Origin of the sequence: Pseudoflavitalea sp. G-6-1-2 (genome assembly GCF_012927185.1) — a bacterium.
Lineage (GTDB): Bacteria > Bacteroidota > Bacteroidia > Chitinophagales > Chitinophagaceae > Pseudobacter.
Genome location: NZ_JABBGB010000003.1, coordinates 980,083 through 1,001,652 on the forward strand (window position 1 = coordinate 980,083; position 21,570 = coordinate 1,001,652).

General features: G+C 46.6%; 17 protein-coding genes. 7 read left to right on the plus strand and 10 right to left on the minus strand.

The features are described from left to right. Window positions 1-24 precede the first annotated feature (24 nt). Window positions 25-897, plus strand: a complete 873-nt coding sequence (locus HHL16_RS21365) for a hypothetical protein (protein WP_169427369.1) — start codon at window positions 25-27, stop codon at window positions 895-897. 53 nt (window positions 898-950) lie between these two features. Here HHL16_RS21365 and HHL16_RS21370 read toward each other — a convergent pair whose 3' ends face one another. From HHL16_RS21370 to dnaE, 7 genes are all read right to left on the minus strand, one after another. Next, the gene (locus HHL16_RS21370) at window positions 951-1,772 is read right to left on the minus strand and encodes a hypothetical protein (protein ID WP_169427370.1); all 822 of its coding nucleotides are present in this window, start codon (window positions 1,770-1,772) and stop codon (window positions 951-953) included. A gap of 65 nt (window positions 1,773-1,837) precedes the next feature. Continuing rightward, complete coding sequence (locus tag HHL16_RS21375) at window positions 1,838-2,365, minus strand: GNAT family N-acetyltransferase (RefSeq protein WP_169427371.1); 528 nt, start codon at window positions 2,363-2,365, stop codon at window positions 1,838-1,840. 32 nt (window positions 2,366-2,397) lie between these two features. Then, on the minus strand, window positions 2,398-3,558 hold the full coding sequence (locus tag HHL16_RS21380; RefSeq protein ID WP_169427372.1) for a hypothetical protein: 1,161 nt from the start codon (window positions 3,556-3,558) through the stop codon (window positions 2,398-2,400). A gap of 123 nt (window positions 3,559-3,681) precedes the next feature. Further along, window positions 3,682-4,851: an aminofutalosine synthase MqnE gene (gene mqnE, locus HHL16_RS21385; RefSeq protein WP_169427373.1), complete on the minus strand. Its 1,170-nt coding sequence runs from the start codon at window positions 4,849-4,851 to the stop codon at window positions 3,682-3,684. Window positions 4,852-4,941: 90 nt separating this feature from the next. Further along, entirely contained in the window at window positions 4,942-6,246 is a 1,305-nt protein-coding gene (locus tag HHL16_RS21390; RefSeq protein ID WP_169427374.1) for a nucleoside transporter C-terminal domain-containing protein, read from the minus strand. 287 nt (window positions 6,247-6,533) lie between these two features. Further along, window positions 6,534-6,851: a thioredoxin gene (gene trxA / locus HHL16_RS21395; RefSeq protein WP_169427375.1), complete on the minus strand. Its 318-nt coding sequence runs from the start codon at window positions 6,849-6,851 to the stop codon at window positions 6,534-6,536. Window positions 6,852-7,025: 174 nt separating this feature from the next. After that, window positions 7,026-10,691, minus strand: a complete 3,666-nt coding sequence (dnaE, locus tag HHL16_RS21400) for a DNA polymerase III subunit alpha (RefSeq protein WP_169427376.1) — start codon at window positions 10,689-10,691, stop codon at window positions 7,026-7,028. A 363-nt stretch (window positions 10,692-11,054) separates the two neighbouring features. On the opposite strand from dnaE, the gene HHL16_RS25365 reads away from it, so the two are divergent. Next, window positions 11,055-11,717: an NlpC/P60 family protein gene (locus tag HHL16_RS25365; RefSeq protein WP_169427377.1), complete on the plus strand. Its 663-nt coding sequence runs from the start codon at window positions 11,055-11,057 to the stop codon at window positions 11,715-11,717. A gap of 67 nt (window positions 11,718-11,784) precedes the next feature. Here HHL16_RS25365 and HHL16_RS21410 read toward each other — a convergent pair whose 3' ends face one another. Next, window positions 11,785-12,927 (minus strand): hypothetical protein, encoded by a 1,143-nt coding sequence (locus tag HHL16_RS21410; RefSeq protein WP_169427378.1) that lies wholly within the window; start codon window positions 12,925-12,927, stop codon window positions 11,785-11,787. 381 nt (window positions 12,928-13,308) lie between these two features. After that, window positions 13,309-14,994, minus strand: a complete 1,686-nt coding sequence (locus tag HHL16_RS21415; protein ID WP_169427379.1) for a M1 family metallopeptidase — start codon at window positions 14,992-14,994, stop codon at window positions 13,309-13,311. Between the two features lie 54 nt (window positions 14,995-15,048). Here HHL16_RS21415 and HHL16_RS21420 point away from each other — a divergent pair, with 54 nt between their 5' ends. The 4 genes from HHL16_RS21420 (at window position 15,049) to HHL16_RS21435 (ending at window position 18,502) form a co-directional block, all read left to right on the plus strand. After that, complete coding sequence (locus HHL16_RS21420) at window positions 15,049-16,686, plus strand: ABC transporter substrate-binding protein (protein WP_169427380.1); 1,638 nt, start codon at window positions 15,049-15,051, stop codon at window positions 16,684-16,686. Then, entirely contained in the window at window positions 16,683-17,426 is a 744-nt protein-coding gene (locus tag HHL16_RS21425) for a DUF6597 domain-containing transcriptional factor (protein WP_206022522.1), read from the plus strand. The genes HHL16_RS21420 and HHL16_RS21425 overlap by 4 nt, the downstream gene beginning before the upstream one ends. Window positions 17,427-17,572: 146 nt before the next feature. Beyond that, a complete protein-coding gene (locus HHL16_RS21430) occupies window positions 17,573-18,013 on the plus strand; it encodes a VOC family protein (RefSeq protein WP_169427382.1) in 441 nt (146 codons plus the stop codon). Window positions 18,014-18,067: 54 nt separating this feature from the next. Beyond that, window positions 18,068-18,502 carry an FKBP-type peptidyl-prolyl cis-trans isomerase gene (locus HHL16_RS21435; protein ID WP_169427383.1) on the plus strand — a complete coding sequence of 145 codons (435 nt, stop codon included), beginning with the start codon at window positions 18,068-18,070 and terminating at the stop codon, window positions 18,500-18,502. On the opposite strand, the gene msrA is transcribed toward HHL16_RS21435, so the two are convergent. Next, complete coding sequence (gene msrA / locus HHL16_RS21440) at window positions 18,503-19,033, minus strand: peptide-methionine (S)-S-oxide reductase MsrA (RefSeq protein WP_346766852.1); 531 nt, start codon at window positions 19,031-19,033, stop codon at window positions 18,503-18,505. A gap of 399 nt (window positions 19,034-19,432) precedes the next feature. Between msrA and HHL16_RS21445 the strand changes: the two genes are divergently transcribed. Beyond that, entirely contained in the window at window positions 19,433-21,562 is a 2,130-nt protein-coding gene (locus HHL16_RS21445) for a MutS2/Smr-associated SH3 domain-containing protein (protein ID WP_169427385.1), read from the plus strand. Window positions 21,563-21,570 lie beyond the last annotated feature (8 nt).

Genomic DNA, 21,570 nt, shown 5'->3' on the forward strand with positions numbered 1-21,570 from the left:
GTTCATTCTTTAAAAACAACAGGTATGACTACAGAACGTAACTTCAACACCATTAGTCCATCAGCACGCGTATTGCTGCTGATGAAGGCATTAACAGACATTCCCTTCGCCAGGGAAACAGCCTCGCTTATTCTCGATCCGGAAGCATTCGACCGGTTGCTGCAGCAACAGCATTCCATTACATTCCTCATGCGCGTAGTGCATTTCGAGAACAGGTACAAGACCATCGATCAGATGCTCGACATCCTGCTGCCGCATAATATTCTGGAACTCTCATCGGGCTTCAGTTGCAGAGGACTGGCCATGGCGCAGCACCAACCGGTGATCTATCTCGATACCGATCTTCCTGAGTCGGCAGGCAATAAGAAAACACTCATCACCGATCTCATCCGCATTCACCATGTGCATCGCAGAGGCAAACTTTATGTGCAGCCACTCAATGCCATGGACGAACATCAGTTTGAAAATGCGTTGCAGTTTTTTCCACCCGGCCCCATCACCATCGTAAATGAAGGACTGCTGGTATATCTCAACGATGAAGAAAAACGCGAGTTATGCCGAACCATACATGCCATACTCAAACGCCGCGGCGGGCATTGGATAACCGGAGATATTTATCTGAAGAATCCAGATCACGAACCCGGTAACAGCAAGGTAACGGCAGATGATAACAGATGGAAAGAATTTCTCACCGAGCATAATGTAAACGATAACAAGTTCGGCAGTTATGAAGAAGCGGAGACTTTCTTCAACAGCTGCAAGTTCCGCGTAGCGCACAAAGCGCCCACCCTGTACAAAACCATCAGTGCGCTGCGATATTTCTCAGAGCCGGTAACAACAGAAATGATCGACAGGTGGTTGCAGTTCAGGCAAACATGGGTGCTCGAAGCGGAATGAGAAGAGCTTGCCTGCTAAGACAATGGCGCCGGATCTGATACCAGGCGCCATTGTTATTGGTAAGTATATTCTTTTTTGAAAATTCTATCGGCTTTTCTTTTTCTCTTTCCATTACTCTTGATGGTGACCTCAAAAATCCGCATCTCTGTACAATTGCCAAAGCTGTCATAGTTGTACTCATAGTCGTAATTAACTTCGGTACCATTGAACTGTTTGGTTGTCGAAGTGAGGGCATCACCGTGCTCATTGTACGTGACCCCTTCTTTGGGAAACTTACTGCCATTTTCAAAATTCAAGGTGGCGGTATCTGTCAGCAGTTTTCTGCCATCCGGATGGTAGGCCGTTTTTACATATTTGTTCTGATCATAAAGATATTCCGCACATTCGGTTCCGAAAGGGGAACCACTCTTATCGTACAGTGTAAACTTTACCGGATCCCCGTTTTCATTGTTGACAATATCGGCATACTGATACATGGTTCGGTAAGCATCCTGATAGATTTCCTTTATAAGAAAACCTTTGCTGTCGTATTCGAACACCGTGGTTTCTTTATTGATGCCGATGCTTGTAAGGTGCTCGCTGTATGAGGATAACCTTCTTCTGTGAATAGTGTCGTTGGTGCAGGTGAGTTTGAAAATGAGCTTGTCGTCTTTATCATATCTTTCAACCTGAGCCAGCATCCCGGCTTCAAACAACATTATCGATCGCTCAATCTTTTTTCCGCTGGAACCATAGAATATATTGGTAGCAATGATTTTTTCCGGCCTGACGGTTTTGTATTCAGGTCTGTCGCGTTGAATAGTCGAATAAAGACTTTGTGCCTGTAATACTGAACAATACAATATAGAAAAGCAGAAAGTAAATAGTCTGATCATGAAAGATTGTACATTGAATATCATAACTGCAAGATATTACGGATCTGTTACTGCTGCAAGTGATTTTATGGAACCGGCACCCAGTAAGTGCGTACCATTCTGTCGTTCACATTGTCGTAGAGCTCGGCATTGAAAATGCCACCATTATTTTCGATCACTTTCATAGATCCGATATTGGTGATATTGCAGCCGATGAGTACGCGGCTGTTTTCTTTCTTATCGATCTTTTGCAGCAGCAGCTGGAGCATGATGGATGCGAGGCCTTTGAGTCTGTGCGAAGGTGCGATGTCATATCCGATATGTCCACCAATGTTGGCGAAGTATTCGTTGTCTAATGATGGCCGGTAGCGGATGGTGCCGTAGATGGTATTTGTTTCGTCTGTAAGCCAGTAGGAATGCATTTTTACGAAGCCGGGTGGGAGGTTGATGCCTTGCGATTCATCGAGACGGTCTTGCACGTATTGGGGAAAGTTGTCGAGGGCGGGTTGGAAGATGTTGTATTTGCGCGTTTCGTTGTGGTGGAAGAAATCCAACACAAAAGCTGAGAATTCATTTTCATATTGAAGAGCTGGTATGGTAAGGAACTGTTGCATAGGTTTGCTTTTTCCTTCTGTAAAGGTAGAGCCTATAATTTCACTTTATCCAAAAAACCTTGAGCCAGTTTCAAAAGCATTTCTGCTCTTTCTTCTGATCGCTCCGATTTGGAAGTGTAATGGACAGATTTATCATTTTCAAAGTACCAATCCATTAGTAATTCCTTTCCGTCTGCGGTTACTTTTTCTTCTACTTTGATCAGTTTGTTCTCGTTGAAATAAAAAGCACTGATAGCATGCATTTCAAGGGTCACTCCATTTTCCTTTCTTTTGGAATGAATATCATTGATGTATTTTTTCAGTTCTTTGTTCTTTACCAAAGCGGTAAGATAAGTGCGGAAAGACATTTCATTTGCTAGATAATCTGTTTTGACGCTGTCTTTTAAAGCGTTCAGGTCTGCATTATTGATTAGTTTTACCATTGCATCAATTCTCCTGATTGCAGTACTGTCCTGAGAATAAGCATTGAATGAAAAGCAGGAAAACAAGAGTATTGAAATAGGGATGATGCTCCAGAACTTCCACCATTGTTTTGCAGCCTTCGCTGTTTTTTCATTCTTTGTACGGGGTTGCGATTTCTTCAACTGGCTAGTCCATAGTGTATGAAATGTTACCCCTACGTAGCTATTGTCGGGCAAAGTATAAGGCAGATTGAGCTTCTCCATGAAATCATGCAATTGCCACTCCTCTTTTCCGTATTCATCACCGGGATATGCTTTCTCCTCATCTTCATCATTCCATCGTACGAGGTAGTTGCTGATGCTGTCCGCTTTCACATTGGGCAAATACTTTTCGATAATGGAAGCATTGCCTTTCCAACTGTCAAGCTCTTCGGGAGAAAGGCTATCGTCCCAATAATCAGGAATGGGATTGAATTGATCAACCACCTCACCATTATGATAGAGTGTGTACATCCAAAGGTCACCATCGTGAATATGAAACGAAAATACAGACGTGTTAAGGTCTTTTGAAATGAAGGCTGAGCTTTCGTCCCATTCAAGGTATCCGCTGGGATAACGAACCGTAGTGTTTCCAAACGCCTGAATTACTATAGTGTGGTTATCCGATTCTTCATCGGCAACAGAATCTGGTTCAAATCCGCCTGAAACCGAAACTGCATATCTGGCCATGCTTTCTGTTACCTGATTTGCAGGTTTGCCTATTACTGAAGAAAGTGCGATAAAGTTACCCATTGCAGATTGAGATCAATTTGTATATGATTGTTAGCAATAATAACGTCAAAATTCCATTTGTAGTTTCTGCATAAAAAAAATCACCGGCCAGAACCGGTGATTTCATCATATCATAATCCTTACTTAATTCAGCAAAGGATTCATCTCGATCTCTTTTATATCCAGCTCAGAATAATCACGTACTACATTATACAGCGTATCGCGCTCAACAGGCTTGCGTTTCACCTGCTTGATCAGCGTTACCAGCTGCGCTGTACTCATCGCCGGCGTCTGCTCTTCAGAACCCGCCATGGAGTAGATCTTCGTAGAATCATCGATGGTGCCATCGATATCATTCACACCAAATGAAAGCGACAACTGCGCATTGTTTCTTCCCAGCATCGGCCAGTAAGCTTTCAGGTGCGGGAAATTATCCATGTAAAGACGTGCGATGGCATACAGGCGCATATCTTCTATGATGCTAGTCTCAGCGATATGGCTCATCTCATTATCGCCGTTTCTGAATTTGAGCGGAATGAATGTATTGAAGCCGCCGGTCTCATCCTGAAGACTGCGGAGTTTTTCCATATGATCCACACGGTCTGCATAGCTTTCAATATGACCATAGAGCATGGTGGCATTGCTGTGCATGCCGAGCTGGTGAGCTGCTTTGTGAATGGCCAGCCATCCTGCACCATCGATCTTATCGTCGCAGATCTGTTGACGAACTGCCGGTGCGAATATCTCTGCACCGCCGCCAGGCAGTGATTGCAAGCCTGCTTCATGCAGATACGCCATTCCTTCTTCCACGGTTTTCTTTGCTTTGCGGAACATATAATCCAGCTCCACTGCAGTGAATCCTTTCACATGCAGATCGGGGCGGTGTGCCTTGATCTTTCTGATCAGGTCTGCAAAGAATTCGAGGTTCATCTTAGGGTGAACACCACCCACAATATGCACTTCGGTTACGGGCTTGCCGTCGTATTTTTTAACGATATCGAGCATCTGTTCGGTGCTGAGTTCCCAGCCTTCTTCGCGGTGTGCGTACAGGCGTGAGTAAGAGCAGAATTTGCATGCGAACACGCATACGTTGGTAGGCTCGATATGGAAATTGCGGTTGAAATAAGTTGTATCTCCGTGCAGGCGTTCTCTTACGAAATTGGCCAGTGCGCCCACAAAGGGAAGGCTGGCATGTTCGAAAAGATAGATGCCGTCTTCGGGACTGATCCTTTCCTTCCGAACTACTTTTTCTGCGATGGTCCTGAGTGCCTGATCGGGTTCGGCTGCGATGAGCTTTTCAATAGAAGTATTCATGGTATTAACCGCCTTTGAGTGAATGTCACAAAGGTACAATAGTGATGTAACAGTTGAAGCGCAATATTGTTTGTGATGATGAAAACAACCTTACACCTTATCGAACAGTGCACCGGCGATACAGCCGCACATGAGGCAGGCGATGGTGCCGCCGATGAGGGCTTTCACGCCCAGCTCCGTAAGGTTTTTGCGTTGATTGGGCGCCAGCTGGCTGATACCGCCGATCTGAATGCCGATGCTCGCAAAGTTGGCAAAGCCACAGAGCGCATAAGTGGTAATCAGTATCGACTTGGGATCGGAGATGGCTCCCGATGTTTTCATATTGCCGAAAGAGATATAGGCAACAAATTCGTTGAGGATGGTTTTCTCTCCCAATAGTTGCCCCACCTGCACCATCTCCGGCGAGTTGACGCCGATCAGCCAGGCAACAGGCGAGAACACATATCCAAGTATCATCTGAAGTGACAGAGAATCGTAGCGTCCGTTTGTGTTGCGTGCGATGGTTTCATTGAGGTGCGTCCAGTGACCAACGCTGCCCAGAATATAGTTGGCGAAATACATCAGGGCAGTGAATACAATCAGCATGGCGCCAACGTTCACAGCCAGTTTGAGACCATCGGTAGTGCCGAGTGAAATGGAATCGAGGAAATTATCGCCGAGCTTTTCGCGGGGAACTTTCAGTTCGCGCATATACGGCTCGGTTTGAGGGAAGAGAATTTTTGAAACTACAATGGCAGCTGGTGCACTCATGATGCTCTGACTGAGCATATGCAGTGCAAAGAATTTCTGCTGATCGGGATCGTTGCCTCCGAGAAAACCCACGTAGGCTGCGAGTACGCTGCCGGCTGTGTTGGCCATGCCACCGATCATGATACAGAGTATTTCCGAGCGGGTCATCTTGTCGAGGAAAGGGCGGATCATCAGCGGAGCTTCTGTCTGGCCGAGAAAGATATTCGCGCCCGTGCTCACACTTTCCGGTCCGGATATGCCGAGTTTTTTCAGCATCCATGCAAATACATACACTATTTTCTGCAGCACGCCCAGGTAGTAGAACATCGCACTTAGTGCGGAGAAGAAAATGATATTGGGAAGAACCTGTACGGCAAAAACGTATGCCCATGATCCCTGTGCATTGGCCAGATTTCCGAAAAGGAACTCGATACCTTTGTGACCGATATTGATCACATCCACAAACTTCTCGGAAAGCCATACGAAGATGGCTTTGATGAAGTTCACTTTCTGCACACCAAGGGCGAAGCAAACCTGCGCTACAACGCCGATGATCACAAGCCTCCAGTTGATGGCCCTTTTATTATTGCTGAGAAGAAAACACACGAAAATGAGGAAGAACATGCCAAGCATGCCACGGAGAATATTTTCCAGTACAGGACTCATGTATCACGGTTTGGATGAAAAGACCGGCCAATATAGCCAAAAATCATAATCAGAGGATGGCAGGGCGGCAAAAATAGGCAGGTTAAGCCGGATATGTAAAAAAAATCGACTGCAATAGCCCGGTAGGAGGGGCGCTAAGCAACAAAAAAGCGCTTCAGGGGTGAATTGAAGCGCTTCGAATGGTATACGTTAACCGGATGTTATTGAATGCAGACGCAAAACAAAAAAGACCGGCTCTCAGAACCGGTCTTTTCATTCAGCAGTATACTGCTTCTATATTGCGAATACTACATATGCTGCTCAATCTTCTTAACGAAGTTCGCTTTAGGCTGTGCACCTACCAGCTTGTCTACGATCTTTCCACCTTTGAAGAAAAGGATCGCAGGGATAGATGTGATGCCATAGTTGATGCTGATCTCAGGATTGTGGTCAACGTTCACTTTACCTACATTCACTCTTCCTTCGTATTCTTTATGCAGATCTTCGATAACTGGTCCGATTGCACGGCAGGGTCCACACCATTCAGCCCAGCAATCCACTACAGACAGTTTATCGGAAGAAAGAACTTGTTCCTGGAAGTTCGCATCTGTAAATTCTAAAGCCATAAATTAAATTTTATAAAGATGATAATTTGAATAAAGACCGTATAATGAATAAAACAGGTAAACCTTCGCTTTTGTTCATCACCCTTCCGGCCTCTGTTTCATGGGGTCAAGAGTGCAAATATAAAACCATTTCCATTTTACTGAAACGGTGACATTTCCACATATCCACACCTGCTAGAGCGTCACTACAGACACTTCTACCTCAGGCTTTTCGTGCAGCCAGGCAGTCATTTCGTCATTCATGGTGAAACGCCCTTCCAGACTGTACAATCCTACTTTGAATTGTGTTTTCGGCTCCACTATGTTAAAGCGAAGACCTGTTCCGCCTGGATTCTTTTTAACATTATCTTCAAGGAAATCGATCATCTCCGCACTCACATGCCTCGCCTGAATATCCAGTATCAGCTGCTTTGTGTATTTCGCTTTCACTGTTTCGAGCAGCGTGATCTCCGATGCCTTGAATTCGAATTCCGGTGGTTTGTTGGGATCGGTATTGAAGCTGCGTTTGGCCGCGAAACTTCCTGTAACCAGCAGGTTCAGTCCGTTCTGGAAGAAAGAACTGAAACGCGGATAGTCGTTGCTCCAGAAAAGCAGTTCTGCATTGCCTGTATAATCTTCTATCACCACTTTCGCAAAGTTCTTACCTGTTTTGGTTACGCGATGCTGCGCATCGGTCACCAATCCCGCAATACGGATGGTTTTGCCCACGTTTGCCTGCATCATCAGCTCCGAGTTCTGGATCTCGTTGTAATCCTGCAATGTTTTGATACCGTAATGATGCAGCTCAAATTTGAAGTGATCCAGCGGGTGACCGCTCATGAAGATGCCCGTTACTTCCTTCTCCTTGTTCAGCAGATCGGTGAGCGTCCAGGGTTCGCAGGGTGCAATCTTCGGTGGTTGAATTTCTATATTGGTGCTTAACGCTCCGAACAATGTATTCGAAGAGTTATTGCTTTCTGCCTGTAAGATGTTGCCATACTTGATGATCTTCTCCAGACCCGAACTGGTATCGCCGGGAGGGATGGTAAAGTATTGCGCGCGATGCAGTTCGGGGAAGCAATCGAATGCTCCTGCATACACCAGACTTTCCAGCGTTTTCTTGTTCACGGTACGCTGATTCACACGCTTGGCCATATCGAAGATGGAAGTGAAGTGCCCTTTGCTGTCTCTCTCTTCGATGAGGCTGTCTACTGCGGCTTCACCTACGCCTTTCAAGCCTCCCAATCCAAAGCGGATATCGCCTGCTTTGTTCACAGCGAAACCCTTTTTAGATTCGTTTACATCCGGACCAAGTACATTCAATCCCATGCGCTTGCACTCTTCCATGAAGAAGGTGATCTTCTCGATATTGCCGGCGTTGTTCAGTACCGCGGCCATATATTCAGAAGGATAGTGCGCTTTTAAGTATGCTGTCTGATACGCCACAAATGCGTAACAGGTAGAGTGCGATTTGTTGAAGGCGTACTGTGCGAAAGCCTCCCAGTCTGTCCAGATCTTCTCCAGCTTGTCTGCCGGATGGCCCTTTGCCGTGGCTCCGTTGATGAACTGGGCTTTCATTTTATCCAGTACCGATTTCTGCTTCTTACCCATCGCTTTACGCAGTACGTCTGCATCACCTTTGGAGAATCCGGCAAGCGATTGTGCCAGCAACATCACCTGTTCCTGATAAACCGTGATACCGTAAGATTCTGCGAGGTATTCTTCCATCTCCGGAAGATCATACGTAATGGGTTCGCGGCCATGCTTACGATCGATGAAGAGTGGGATGTAAGCCAGTGGACCGGGGCGGTACAGGGCGTTCATCGCAATGAGATCCGCAAACTGATCCGGTTTGAGATCGCGGAGGTATTTCTGCATACCCGGACTTTCAAACTGGAAAGTACCGATGGTATCAGCTTTCTGGTAAAGCTCGAATGTTTTTGCATCGTCGAGCGGAACATCATCGATCACAATATCCACTCCGTGGTTCTCCTTGATCATGCGGAGTGCATTCTTGATGATGGTAAGGGTTTTCAAACCCAGAAAGTCCATCTTGATTACACCCGCATCTTCGATGATGCTTCCTTCGATCTGTGTTACCCAGAGCGCAGAGTCTTTGGCGGTACACACAGGAATCAGTTCTGTAAGGTCTTTCGGTGCGATGATGATACCAGCCGCGTGGATACCGGTGTTACGAACAGATCCTTCGAGACGTTCCGCTTCGTGCAGCACTTGTGCATTGAGGTTATTGCCACGATATACTTCGCGGATGCGTCTTACATTCTCTATATCATCAGGACCTAACTGGTCTTTTTCTTCGAGTGATTTTTCTCCGTCTTTTGCGGTGATGGGCGCTTTCAGTACACGGCCCAACTCGATGCCCGGTTTGTCGGGAACAAGTTTGGCGAGTGCGTTTGCTTCAGCCAGCGGCAGATCGAGCGCACGGGCCACGTCTTTGATACTCATCTTGGCAGCCATGGTACCATAGGTGATGATCTGCGCTACCTGGTTCTTTCCGTATTTTTCGACAACATAATCGATTACGCGTTGACGGCCTTCGTCGTCGAAGTCCGTATCGATATCCGGCATGCTCTTACGATCCGGGTTAAGGAACCTCTCGAACAGCAGGTTGTATTTGATGGGATCGATATTGGTGATGCCGATGCAATAGGCCACGGCACTACCCGCAGCAGATCCACGACCCGGCCCGATGAATACACCCATGTCTCTTCCGGCTTTGATGAAGTCGCTCACAATTAGGAAGTAACCGGCAAATCCCATCGTTTTGATGGTGAAGAGTTCAAAGTCGAGACGCTCCTGAATATCGGGCGTGATGTCTACATATCGTTGTTTGGCGCCTTCGTAGGTAAGGTGCCTGAGGAACTCCCACTGATTGAGATTGCTGTCGTTGGTAGTCTGGAATTCTTTCGGCAGCGGGAAGGCGGGAAGCAGGATATCTTTCTTCAGGTTCAGCACTTCCACACGATCAACGATCATATTGGTATTGTCGATGGCCTGCGGAACATCAGCGAACAGTTTCTTCATCTCATCCTGAGTTTTGAAGTAGAACTGATCGTTCGGGAATTTGAAACGACGGTCTTTGATGAGGGTATCATCGTTTACAAAGTCGTCGAAGCCCGGCGTTGATTTCTTTTCGCCGGTGTTGATGCAAAGCAGGATATCGTGGGCATTGTAATCGTCCTGATCGGTATAATGGCTGTCGTTGGTGGCGATCATCGGCACATTATACTTGAGGGCGAATTTCATCAGCACCTCATTGATCTGAATCTGTTCTTTGATATCGTGCCTTTGCAGTTCGATGAAATAATCTTCTCCGAAAAGGTCGAGCCACCACTTGAATTCTTTCTCCGCTTTTTCTTCTCCATCGTGCAGGATGGTCTGCGGAACGTAAGCACCGATGCAGCAGGTGGTAGCGATCAGGCCTTCGTGGTATTTTTCGATCAGCGATTTATCAATACGCGGGTACTTGCTGTACATACCCTCGATATATCCGAGAGAAGTGAGTTTGATGAGGTTCTGGTAGCCGGTGGCATTTTTGGCCAGCAGCACCTGGTGGTAACGTTCGTCTTTTACTTCTTTGGAGAAAGTTTTGCGCGTTCTGTCTTCCACCACATAGAATTCGCATCCCACAATTGGTTTTACTTTGAGGGAGCCGTCGTCGTTCTTGTGTTTGTAAGCTTCCGATACAAACTCAAAAGCCCCGAACATATTGCCGTGGTCGGTGATGGCAATAGCGGGTTGCCCATCTTTGATGGCCTTTTTGTAGAGGCTCTGGATGCTGGCTGCACCATCGAGTAAGGAGAACTGGGTATGTACGTGGAGATGCGAGAATTTACTCATGAGTCTGGATCTGTCGGTTCTAAATCAATCAAACAGCAAATAACGCTACAAAGTTCCTGAAAGGGCGCAAAACTCTCCACAATTTTAATCCACAGCAGCTTAGGTAAATGTGAAGATTGCAGCAATGCCGCAGAATTGCTGACGAACAGGGGAAGATTGGCTGTGGAATGGCACTGTAATGGCTCGTTACTGGCTGGATTCCCCTTTAAAACCGCTGAATTCAGGCTGAATAATGGCTGAAGATAGGCTGAAAGTTGCGACCCCTTCCCGCGAAGTAATCCCGTCATTCAGACTCATTTGGCAATGTATTTGTTATATTTGCTCACTTACTTACTAACCAGATCTGAAATAATGTTTTTTACTGTGAAGAACAGCTTATTGGTAGCTACGATCGCAATTTCAGCTACCAGCTGCGGCACTTTTAAGCGATCAACCACCAGTAGCCCTCCGGCTGGCGGCTCTTCGTCGACGGCAAAAGCTAGCCATCCTCCCAAATTCATCGAGAATATTTCCATCAACAGCAGTGATTTCCACGGCGCGAGAACCGAAGGAAGCAATATGCCCACTTTAATTGCACCCGCTTCGAATATGGAATCTGTTGCACCGATGGCATTCAAATATGCCATTCTGCTCGATGTGCCTGTGGAACAGATAACAGATGGCAGGCTCTTCGATTTTATCGAAAGCTGGTACGGAACCCGTTATCGGTATGGAGGCAACGACAAGAGTGGCATCGATTGCTCTGCATTTGCGAAAACATTCATTTCATCCATCTACAATGTGAATCTGCCGCGTACATCTGCCTCGCAGTACGATAACAGCGAACGCATCAGCAAAAGCGAATTGCGCGAAGGCGATCTGGTGTTCTTCAAAACAATGGGAAGAAGAAAAGGCGTATCGCATGTAGGCGTGTACCTGAGGAACAATAAATTCCTGCATGCATCTACTTCAAATGGTGTGATCATCAACGATCTCAACGATAATTACTATGCTACGCATTTCGCAGGTTGCGGAAGAGTGAAGTAGAAGTACAACTCATAAAAACAAAGGCGTCCCGTTCAATTGGGACGCCTTTGCTTTTTATGGCTGAAAATTATAAATGATCCCAGCCGGTGCTCCAGCCAAATGGTTCATAATACCATAAGTGCTCGAGATTACCAGCGCTGCCAGTTGCTACAATGTTGAAGCCTGCATTATCTCTTGTTACCACATATGATTCAGAATAGAGGTAACCGCCTTTGTTCTGCCAGCTTCCCCAGAGGGCAACGGCATTGTCGTAGGTTCTGAATGAAAGTGTATTGCCTGTACTGGTTGCTGCCACATGCAAAATGCTGCCATGGGTGCCACGCACAGAAGCATGTGGTTTAGAAGCAACATTACCTCCGAGATTTTCCCAGGTACTGGTCCAGCCCGTTGGATCTGTATACCACAGATGCGCAAGTGTATTGCCGCTTCCTCTGGCAACTACATTGATGTCTGTACGATTCTGACCGCGAACAACTGCTGTAGGAGCAGAGTAGAGATAACCACCGAGATTATTCCATTGTGCAATCCAATTGGTAGCATCTGTGTACCTTTTTTGAACCAGATTGTTGTTGGCTCCTAATGCGAATACATCGATTCTTTCCAGATTGGCGCCTCCTGCAACAGCGAATGGTTCAGAAGTAATATAGCCACCGAGATTATCCCAGCCTGTGCTCCAGCCTAAGATATCTGTGTACCATAAATGCACCAGGTTGTTACTGGAACCTTTGGCAAATATGTTGAAGCCATTCAGGTTAACACCTCTGGCGATTGCCTGCGGAGCAGAAGTGATATTCCCTCCTTTGTTCTCCCAGCTTCCCCATCCAATACTGTCTTTATAAGCAATATGCAACAGGTTATTGCTGGTGCCTTTTGCAAATACATCGATAATATTGCCTGTTGCTCCTCTGTACACCGCATAAGGATCAGAGGTGAGATTACCGCCCAAATCTACCCATGCAGCCCATCCTGAACCTTCGTGATAATTGCGATGCAGCAGGTGATTGTCTGTACTCCTTGCAAATACATCCAGATTGGTGAGGTTGCGCGCGATGGCAACAGGATTGCCGGTGATGGAACTGGTTGTAATAGTTCCGGTTAGTGCTTCTGCAACCGCATTGTCTGCTGTTAATGCTGATTTCTTGCAGGATACGGCCATTACACTGCCGGTGATCAGGGAAAATACAATTCTCAGATACATTCTTCTTTTCATACTGAAAGGTTTTGATAAATGAAAATGGATTGATTATAGAAATAGATTACCCGTCAGGCAGAAAACGAACTTCTTCCTGATCCGATAAAACTTTCTGAATGAACAAACAATCCATTACACTCCGCATTTTTCCAATGCATCGTTACAAATGAAAACGGGGCTGACAGAGAAATAATGAAAAAAGCAATTGTTGTGTAGCAAGTGCCTATAAACAGATGGGCTGATAAGAGATATTAAGGTACGAAAGTTCTGATACTTCGAATGCTGGTCAACGTTTATTTTTAAATTTTTGCGGCTAACAACATTGCAATAAAAAACAGGGCCGCTCATAATGAGCGGCCCTGTTTTCGGTTATACCTGAGTGATACGGGTAACCGTAATTTATTCCTTCACTTCTTTAGTAGTGATGTAGAAATTCTTATCTGCTTTGAACACCTTACCTGAATAGCCGTCTACTGAAACACTCTGCCATTCGGTAGTTGGGTTGATCCATTGTGTTTTTCCTCCCAGATCTGCCTTTACCGGCATATTGAAACCATCCACCACATTGTTCCAGCGGAAGCTGATTTTGCCTTCTGTGGTTTTATATTCCAGCACAGGAATTTTGATGGTACGCAGATACTGGTCAAATACCTTAGAGAAATCTTTGCCGGCTGTTTTGCTGATATATTCTTCGATCTGCTTTGTAGTCACAGTCTGATGATAGAATTCTTTATTCAGTCCGCGCAATATTTTTCTGAACAGCGTATCATCGTTGATCACGGTGCGGATATTGTGGATCATATTCCCACCCTTGTAATACATATCGCCACTGCCTTCCTGGTTCACACCATATGGCCCGATAACAGGAATATCATTCCTGATATTATTTCTCGTGCCAATCACATATGCCTGTCCGGCTTCAGTTCCATACTGGCAACCTGTGTAGATGGTCTCTGAATAATTGGTTAAGCTTTCATGTATCCACATATCCGCGATATCTTTTGAGGTGATGCTGTTGGCAAACCACTCATGACCGCTTTCGTGAACAATGATGAAATCCCATTTCAGTCCCCATCCCGATCCGGAAAGGTCATTGCCTTTGTAGCCGTTCTGATAACCGTTACCATAAGCCACTGCACTCTGGTGTTCCATACCCAGGTGTGGACTTTCCACCAGTTTGTAGCTGTCTTTATAGAAAGGGTAGGGACCAAACCAATACTCGAAACACTTCAGCATCGGCGCTACCTGTTTGAATTGTTCTTTTGCTTTGTCGAGATTGTAATCGAGCACATAGTAGTCGCAATCGAGCGGACCCTGTTCTCCGAAATACACTTCACCGAAATGCACATATTTGCCGATATAAGGAATGATATTGTAGCTGTTGATGGGATTTCTTACCGCCCACTTGAACACTTTTTTATTGGTACCCATTTTGTGTTCAGCCAGCAGTCTTCCGTTGCCCACGCCTACGAGATCAGCGGGGGTAATGATCTCCAGCATTGCACCATTATCCGGTTCATCGCTCTGATGATCTTTGCAGGGGAACCAAACGCTGGCACCTAGTCCCTGACAGGCAACAGACATCCATGGATTACCGTTCTTGTCTTTCTTCCAGATCCATCCTCCATCCCATGGTGGGTTCACTGCTTCGCGTGGCTTGCCACTGAATTCAATTCTGATACTCTGCTCTTTTTTGGGCAGGTCGTCTTCAAACGTGAGATAATACACATTGCCATCTCTTTTCAACGGAAGAGGAATGCCGTGGAAAAAGGCTTTGTCGATCACCATCGGTTCCTGCAGATCGATCTGCATAACTTTTCCTTTGCCGGTGGGCTTAAAAAAAATAGTATTGGAGCCTTTGATGGTCTTTGTGTTAAAATCCGGTTCAACAGAGATAATATATTGCTGTACATCCCACCAGGCGCGTTCGGGTGTAATGCTCCCGCGAAGCGTATCCTGATGTGTAAATGTTCTGCTGCCATGCAATGGTTGCGCGTGGCAACTGCTGGAAACGCCCGTCAGCGCTGTGATTCCGATAAGGCTCGCCACAACTGCTGTACTGCGGATAAGAGGAAGGGTTAACATCACCTGAAAGTTTTAAGGCTCTAATATAGGGCGTTTCGTTAAATTAGTCGCTGTATGCGTAAACAGCTCATCATCTTTCCCTGTTCCCTGCTGCTATTGCTCTCTGCCTGTTCTGGTGGCGGAGGCAATAAAGAACAGATCTTTCACTACAATGAAGCCACCGGCATAGCATCACTCGATCCCGCATTTGCGAAGAATCAAAGCGTAATCTGGGCTATCCATCAGCTCTACAATACACTCGTTGAAACCGACGATCAGTTGCGCATTGTGCCATCCCTCGCATATCGCTGGGATGTGTCCGACGATAGAAAGGTCTACACTTTCCATCTCCGCAACGATGTATATTTTCACGATAACCCGGCCTTCCCCAATGGAAAAGGAAGAAAGATGACGGCCCATGATGTGGAATACAGTTTCCGTCGAATCATCGAACCCGCAACCGCCAGCAGCGGTGCCTGGATCTTCAACGATCGCATCGATGCCGATGAAGGATTCAGCGCCATCAACGATTCTACTTTCAGACTCATTCTTAAACGCCCGTTCACACCCGTACTCGGATTGCTCAGCATGAAATACTGCTCTGTTGTTCCGCGCGAAGTAGTAGAGAAGTACGGTCACGATTTCCGCAACCATCCATGCGGTACAGGTCCGTTTATGATGAAAGCATGGGAAGAAGGACAAGCGATGATCCTTCGGCGCAATCCACAATATTTTGAAAAGGACAGCAGCGGCAAACCCTTGCCCAGACTGGATGGTATCAAGATCTCTTTTTTCGATAGCCGCGCCACAGAGTTCATGCTTTTTCGTCAGGGCAAACTCGATTTCATCAACGATATCGATCCCAGTTTCAAGGACGAAGTACTCACCAAAAAAGGCGTGCTTCGAAAAGAGTGGGAGGGGAGAGTGCGTTTATCGAAACATCCTTACCTCAACACAGAATATTTAGGCATACTGGTAGACAGTACAAAAGATATCGTGAAGCATAGTCCGCTGCGGCATCGCGCCATTCGGCAGGCTATCAATTACGGGTTCGACAGAAGAAAGATGATGATGTATCTCCGCAATTCCATCGGAACGCCAGCCGAGAGCGGATTCATTCCCGCAGGTTTTCCCAGCTTCAGTGCAACCAACGTAAAAGGATATTCCTACGATCCCGAACGTGCGCGCAAACTCTTGTCCGATGCAGGTTTCCCCGATGGCAAAGGATTGCCCGTAATCAAATTGCTCACCGTTCCCATCTATGCAGATCTCGGCAGTTTCATAGCAAGGCAGCTCGAAGAAGTGGGCATAAAAGTGCAGGTGGAAGTAGTGCAGAAAGCGTTGCTGCTGGAACAGACAGCCAAATCTGAAGCGCTGTTTTTCCGTGGCAGCTGGATTGCCGATTATCCCGAAGCAGAAAACTACCTCAGTGTATTCTACGGCAGGAATCCTGCGCCGCCAAACTACACGCAATACCACAATCCTGAGTTCGATAAACTCTATGAGTATGCGCTGGAAACGGAAAACGATTCGCTTCGCTATCTCATGTATCAGCAGATGGATCAGCTCGTAATGCGCGATGCGCCTGTAGTGCCGCTCTGGTACGACGAAGTGATACATCTCGAACAACTGAAAGTAAAGGATTTCATTCCGAATGGATTGAACCTGCTGGAGCTTAGGCGAACCTATCTGCAGGAAGATCCTAAAAAATGAAAGTGATGTTGTACAGGGAGTATGCACCGGATCCGTTGTTGAGTGCGCATATCGATGCGTACTGGACACTCACGCATACGCAGGAGGATGTGCAGCAGCAGATCATTCTGCCAGACGGATGCATGGATATCATTTTCAATTTCGGCGCAACCTGCAAAACCAGTTCCGGTTCGCAAACTTTACAGCAGGGCCGCACTTATCTCGTTGGAACCATGACGCGTTTCACCGGCACAGAAATGCCGCCCGGTACGGATTTGCTGGGAATCAGATTCAGGCCCGCCAGCATTCAGCAATTCTTTTCTTTTGGAACTATCTGTGAAATCACGGATCAGACCATCGGGATACAATCACCATTTGATTTTGATGGCGATCCGCGATCGAAACCATCATCCCAATTTCTGAACAACTTCCTCGGCAGAAGAATGTCGTCCTCCCGAAATGAATTCCGGCAGGTGATCGATGTGTGCATTGCTGCAAGGGGACTGATCAGTGTAAAACAACTCGCGGCACATTGCTGCATTTCGTTGCGTCAGCTCGAAAGAAAGTTTCTGCAACAGACAGGCATCCATCCCAAGCAGTTCATCAGCATCATCCGGAATCGAGCAGCGATGGCTGCTATTAAATCAAAAAAAGCGGATACCACTTTGCTGGAAATTGCGCTCGACTTCGGTTTTTATGATCATGCCCATCTTTCCAATGAGATAAAAAAGTTTTCGGGCCGGGTACCGTCTGCCATTTGAATTTGTCGTTTTTTTCCAAACAGCGTAGCAGGGGAGCGGAATAATTTTGAGGCATGAAAACAGTTCACCTCTTAATCACATTCGTTTGTACAATTGCAGCGGGTGCTGCATTTGCACAGCAAAAAAAACAACAAAATCATCCGACAATGGAACAAAGGATCAGTGTGCTTACCATCGCAGCCAATGATGTGGTGGCCATGAAAAAATTCTATGAAGGAACGCTCGGCTGGAAGCCTGTTACACAAAACAAAGACCTCAGTTTTTATAAGATGAATGGTTTTTTGCTCAGTATCTGCAACCGGAAGTTCTTATCGGATTTCATTGGCGTATCGCCCGAAAGCAATGGCTCGCGTTCTGTAGTGATCAGCTATAACCTGCCCGCCGAAGCCGAAGTGCGGGCCCTGTTTGAAGAACTGAAGGGCAAAGGTGTGAAGATCATCAAAGAACCTACTGTACCGTATTTTGGCGGACTCTTCTTCTATTTTGAAGATGTGGAAGGGAATATTCTCGAAGTGGCTTTCAACAGTCTTATTCCGCTTGATGAGAAAGGCAATGCAACAGGTCACAAGCCCATCGAACATCTCTAATACCGGCAGGCAGCAATATTTTTTCGTGTATTTTTGCTCCCTAAATAAGTTTCTATGGGTATTGCTGATAAATTATTCCAGCTGAAGAAAGAGAAATCTGAAGCGAATCTCAAAGCCGGACAAGAGTTCCTGGCTGCCAACAAAACCAAACCCGGCATCACCGAGCTCCCCAGCGGATTGCAATATGAAGTGATCACCGAAGGTACCGGAGCTAAGCCAACTGCGGCCAATACGGTTACCTGCCATTATCATGGTACACTGATCGACGGAACGGTATTCGACAGCTCCGTAAAACGCGGACAACCGGCCTCTTTTCCGCTGAGCGCTGTGATCAAAGGCTGGACGGAAGGAGTAGCCCTGATGCCACTCGGCAGCAAATGGCGTTTCTTCATCCCTCCACATCTGGGGTATGGCGACAGACAGGTAAGTGCACAGATCGGACCGAACAGTACCCTCATTTTTGAGGTAGAACTGCTGGGCATCAAATAACTAGTGCCTGATCTTGTTCTTGAAAACTTTCTGGAATTTTTCGAGCTTGGGACGGATCACGTAGTAGCAATAAGGCTGTGAGCCATTATTGTTGTAGTAATCCTGGTGATAGTCTTCGGCAATATAAAAAGCGGTGTATGGCGATATTTCGGTCACGATCGGATTGTCGAATGCACCGCTTTTATTCAGTTCATTCTTATACTTCTCCGACTTTTCTTTCTGTTCCTGATTGTGATAGAAAATAGCGCTGCGGTATTGTGTACCAACATCATTGCCCTGACGGTTCAGGGTGGTAGGATCGTGGGTTTGCCAGAACACCTCGAGCAGATCGTCGAAACTGATCTTTTCAGGATCGTACAGAATCTGCACTACTTCTGCATGACCGGTAGTGCCGGTGCTTACATCTTTATACGTAGGATTGGAAATTTCGCCTCCGCTGTATCCTGAGGTTACTTTCAGCACACCATCCAGTTGCTGGAAAATGGCTTCGGTACACCAGAAACAACCCGTTCCAAAAGTAGCTGTATCTATTTTACGGGATACGGCACTATTAGTCAGTGAGTTAGACATCGGCTCATTACTCATATTCTTTTGCGGATTTTCTTTTAATGCGCAGGACATCAAGGTAACAGAAACGAGCGCCTGCGTAATCAACAGTTTCATACCACTTCGGTTTGATAGAACGTTCATGCCTGAAATCAATAATTAAGTGCAAAGTTAACTACTGGAAAAGGGCTTCCATAGCCAATTACCATTAGGTTAACAGTTAGAATAGTTGCATCATTTCATAGGAGGGTAGCTATCAACGTTGTGCCAAACATCAATAATACGCAGTAAAAACAATTTCAGCAAATGAATGGTTCAGATTGCGGTGCACCGCCACAAAACTTGTTTTACCTTTGCAGGCGGTAAAAAGATTATTTTAGCATTATGAAGTTTTTCCCCGAATCGGCCCTTGTGCAGCTGGAATTTGATAAAGTGAAGGCTTTGCTGGTAGAACATTGCAAGAGTGTGTATGCCAAGGAAAAAGCACAGGATCTCCGTATTCATACACGTAGAGAGTTTATAGAACTGGAGCTCAGTCAGAGTAACGAATATAAATTGCTGCAGCAGAATGGGCAGTACTTTCCCAACGATTATGTACTGAACCTGGCCCGCGATCTGAGGCTGCTCGCCATTCCCGGCGCTGTGCTCAGTGGTGAGCAATTTATCCAGATCCGCAAGCTGGCAGACAGTATGTCGCAGATCTTCCGCTGGTTCGACAACGAAAAGCGGATTGCCTATCCTGCCCTCACCAAAGTGATTGCCGACACTTACTACGAAAAAGCCATCCTGGCCATGATCGATGAAGTGCTCGACGAGCAGGGCGTAGTGAAAGACAATGCCTCCGAAGAGCTGGCCCGCATCCGCCTCAGCCTCTACAAACGACGCAACGACCTGCGCCGCATGTTCGACCGCATTGTGAAAGGCCTCGGTAAACAGGGCTATGTGGCCGATATCGAAGAAGCCTTCCTCAACGGAAGAAGAGTGGTGGCCGTTTTTGCCGAGCAGAAACGCCAGGTACGCGGCATCCTTCACGGCGAGAGCGATACACGCAAAACAGCTTTCATCGAACCCGAAGAAACCATCGAGCTCAACAACGAAATATTTGCACTGGAGAACGAAGAGAGCCGCGAAGTATACCGCATCCTCCGCGATCTCACTGCCAGCGTATCGGTATATGCAGCGCTGCTGCGCACGTACCACGATATACTCGGCGAGTTCGATTTCATCCGCGGCAAAGCAAAACTGGCCGTTGATATCAATGGCAACTTTCCGCTGCTCTCCGATAAAAGCGTAATCAAACTGATCAACGCCTATCATCCGCTGCTGTATCTGTACAATCTCCGTTCACAGAAACCTACCATCCCAACGCAGATCTCACTGAACGAGAAAGAAAGGATACTGGTTATCTCAGGTCCCAATGCCGGCGGTAAAACCGTTACCATGAAAACGGTAGGGCTGCTGCAGATAATGCTGCAGGCGGGTTTGCTGATACCGGTGCATCCTGATTCCGAGATCGGCATCTTCAAACAAATGATGATCCATATCGGCGACACGCAGAGCCTCGAATTCGAACTCAGCACCTACAGTTCGCATCTCAAGCATATGAAACATATGATCGAGAATGCGAACGGCAGAACGCTGTTCTTCATCGATGAGCTGGGAAGCGGATCTGACCCCAATCTCGGCGGATCTTTCGCGGAAGTGATCATGGAAGAGCTGGTGAAGAAACATGCTATCGGCATCGTTACCACGCACTATCTCAACCTGAAAGTGATGGCCAACAAAACGCCCGGTATCATCAACGGCGCCATGGCATTCGACGAAACCAATCTGCTGCCGCTGTACAAACTCATCATCGGAAAACCCGGAAGCTCCTATACCTTCTCCATCGCGGAACGCATCGGTCTCGATCCTTCGCTGATTGCGCGCGCACGCAAGCTGGTAGATGAAGATCATTTCCGCCTCGATAAACTGCTCAACCGCACCGAACAGGATCTCCGCGAAATAGAGAAGAAAGAAACGGAACTGAACAAAGCGCTCAAAGAGAACGAACGGATGCGCAAAGAGATGGAAGCGCTCATCAATAAAGAGAAACACCATCAGCAGGTAGAGTTGCTGAAACATCAGAACAAGATCACTGAAGACAGGATCGCTTACCTCAAAGACATGGAGCGCAAGCTCAAACAGATTGTGCTCGACTGGCGCAAAACTGAAGTAACCGAAGATCGTAAAGAACTGATCAAACAATTGCAGATACTGCTGTTCAAGCAAAACCAGCAGCATGCGAACGAAAAAGTGAAGAAGAAGATCGGGTCGAAGTACGATACAGTGGGTGGAGAGGTCGTTGTAGGCAATAAGGTGCTGATGAAAAAGAACCATCAGGTAGGAGAGGTGAAAGAGATCAGGGGAAGGAAGGCAGTGGTGCAATTGGGGCTGATGCCGATCACTGTTGATCTGGGAGATCTCGTAGTGGTGGCGGAGAAGCCGGAAGATGAGAAGCAAAAGGCGAAATAGCGGATCAC

Bases quoted from the DNA above. Each gene is read 5' to 3' on its own strand.
- HHL16_RS21365 (WP_169427369.1), top strand. From the start codon at position 25: ATGACTACAGAACGTAACTTCAACACCATTAGTCCATCAGCACGCGTA.
- HHL16_RS21370 (WP_169427370.1), bottom strand. From the start codon at position 1,772: ATGATCAGACTATTTACTTTCTGCTTTTCTATATTGTATTGTTCAGTA.
- HHL16_RS21375 (WP_169427371.1), bottom strand. From the start codon at position 2,365: ATGCAACAGTTCCTTACCATACCAGCTCTTCAATATGAAAATGAATTC.
- HHL16_RS21380 (WP_169427372.1), bottom strand. From the start codon at position 3,558: ATGGGTAACTTTATCGCACTTTCTTCAGTAATAGGCAAACCTGCAAAT.
- mqnE (WP_169427373.1), bottom strand. From the start codon at position 4,851: ATGAATACTTCTATTGAAAAGCTCATCGCAGCCGAACCCGATCAGGCA.
- HHL16_RS21390 (WP_169427374.1), bottom strand. From the start codon at position 6,246: ATGAGTCCTGTACTGGAAAATATTCTCCGTGGCATGCTTGGCATGTTC.
- trxA (WP_169427375.1), bottom strand. From the start codon at position 6,851: ATGGCTTTAGAATTTACAGATGCGAACTTCCAGGAACAAGTTCTTTCT.
- dnaE (WP_169427376.1), bottom strand. From the start codon at position 10,691: ATGAGTAAATTCTCGCATCTCCACGTACATACCCAGTTCTCCTTACTC.
- HHL16_RS21410 (WP_169427378.1), bottom strand. From the start codon at position 12,927: ATGAAAAGAAGAATGTATCTGAGAATTGTATTTTCCCTGATCACCGGC.
- HHL16_RS21415 (WP_169427379.1), bottom strand. From the start codon at position 14,994: ATGTTAACCCTTCCTCTTATCCGCAGTACAGCAGTTGTGGCGAGCCTT.
- HHL16_RS21420 (WP_169427380.1), top strand. From the start codon at position 15,049: ATGCGTAAACAGCTCATCATCTTTCCCTGTTCCCTGCTGCTATTGCTC.
- HHL16_RS21425 (WP_206022522.1), top strand. From the start codon at position 16,683: ATGAAAGTGATGTTGTACAGGGAGTATGCACCGGATCCGTTGTTGAGT.
- HHL16_RS21430 (WP_169427382.1), top strand. From the start codon at position 17,573: ATGGAACAAAGGATCAGTGTGCTTACCATCGCAGCCAATGATGTGGTG.
- HHL16_RS21435 (WP_169427383.1), top strand. From the start codon at position 18,068: ATGGGTATTGCTGATAAATTATTCCAGCTGAAGAAAGAGAAATCTGAA.
- HHL16_RS21445 (WP_169427385.1), top strand. From the start codon at position 19,433: ATGAAGTTTTTCCCCGAATCGGCCCTTGTGCAGCTGGAATTTGATAAA.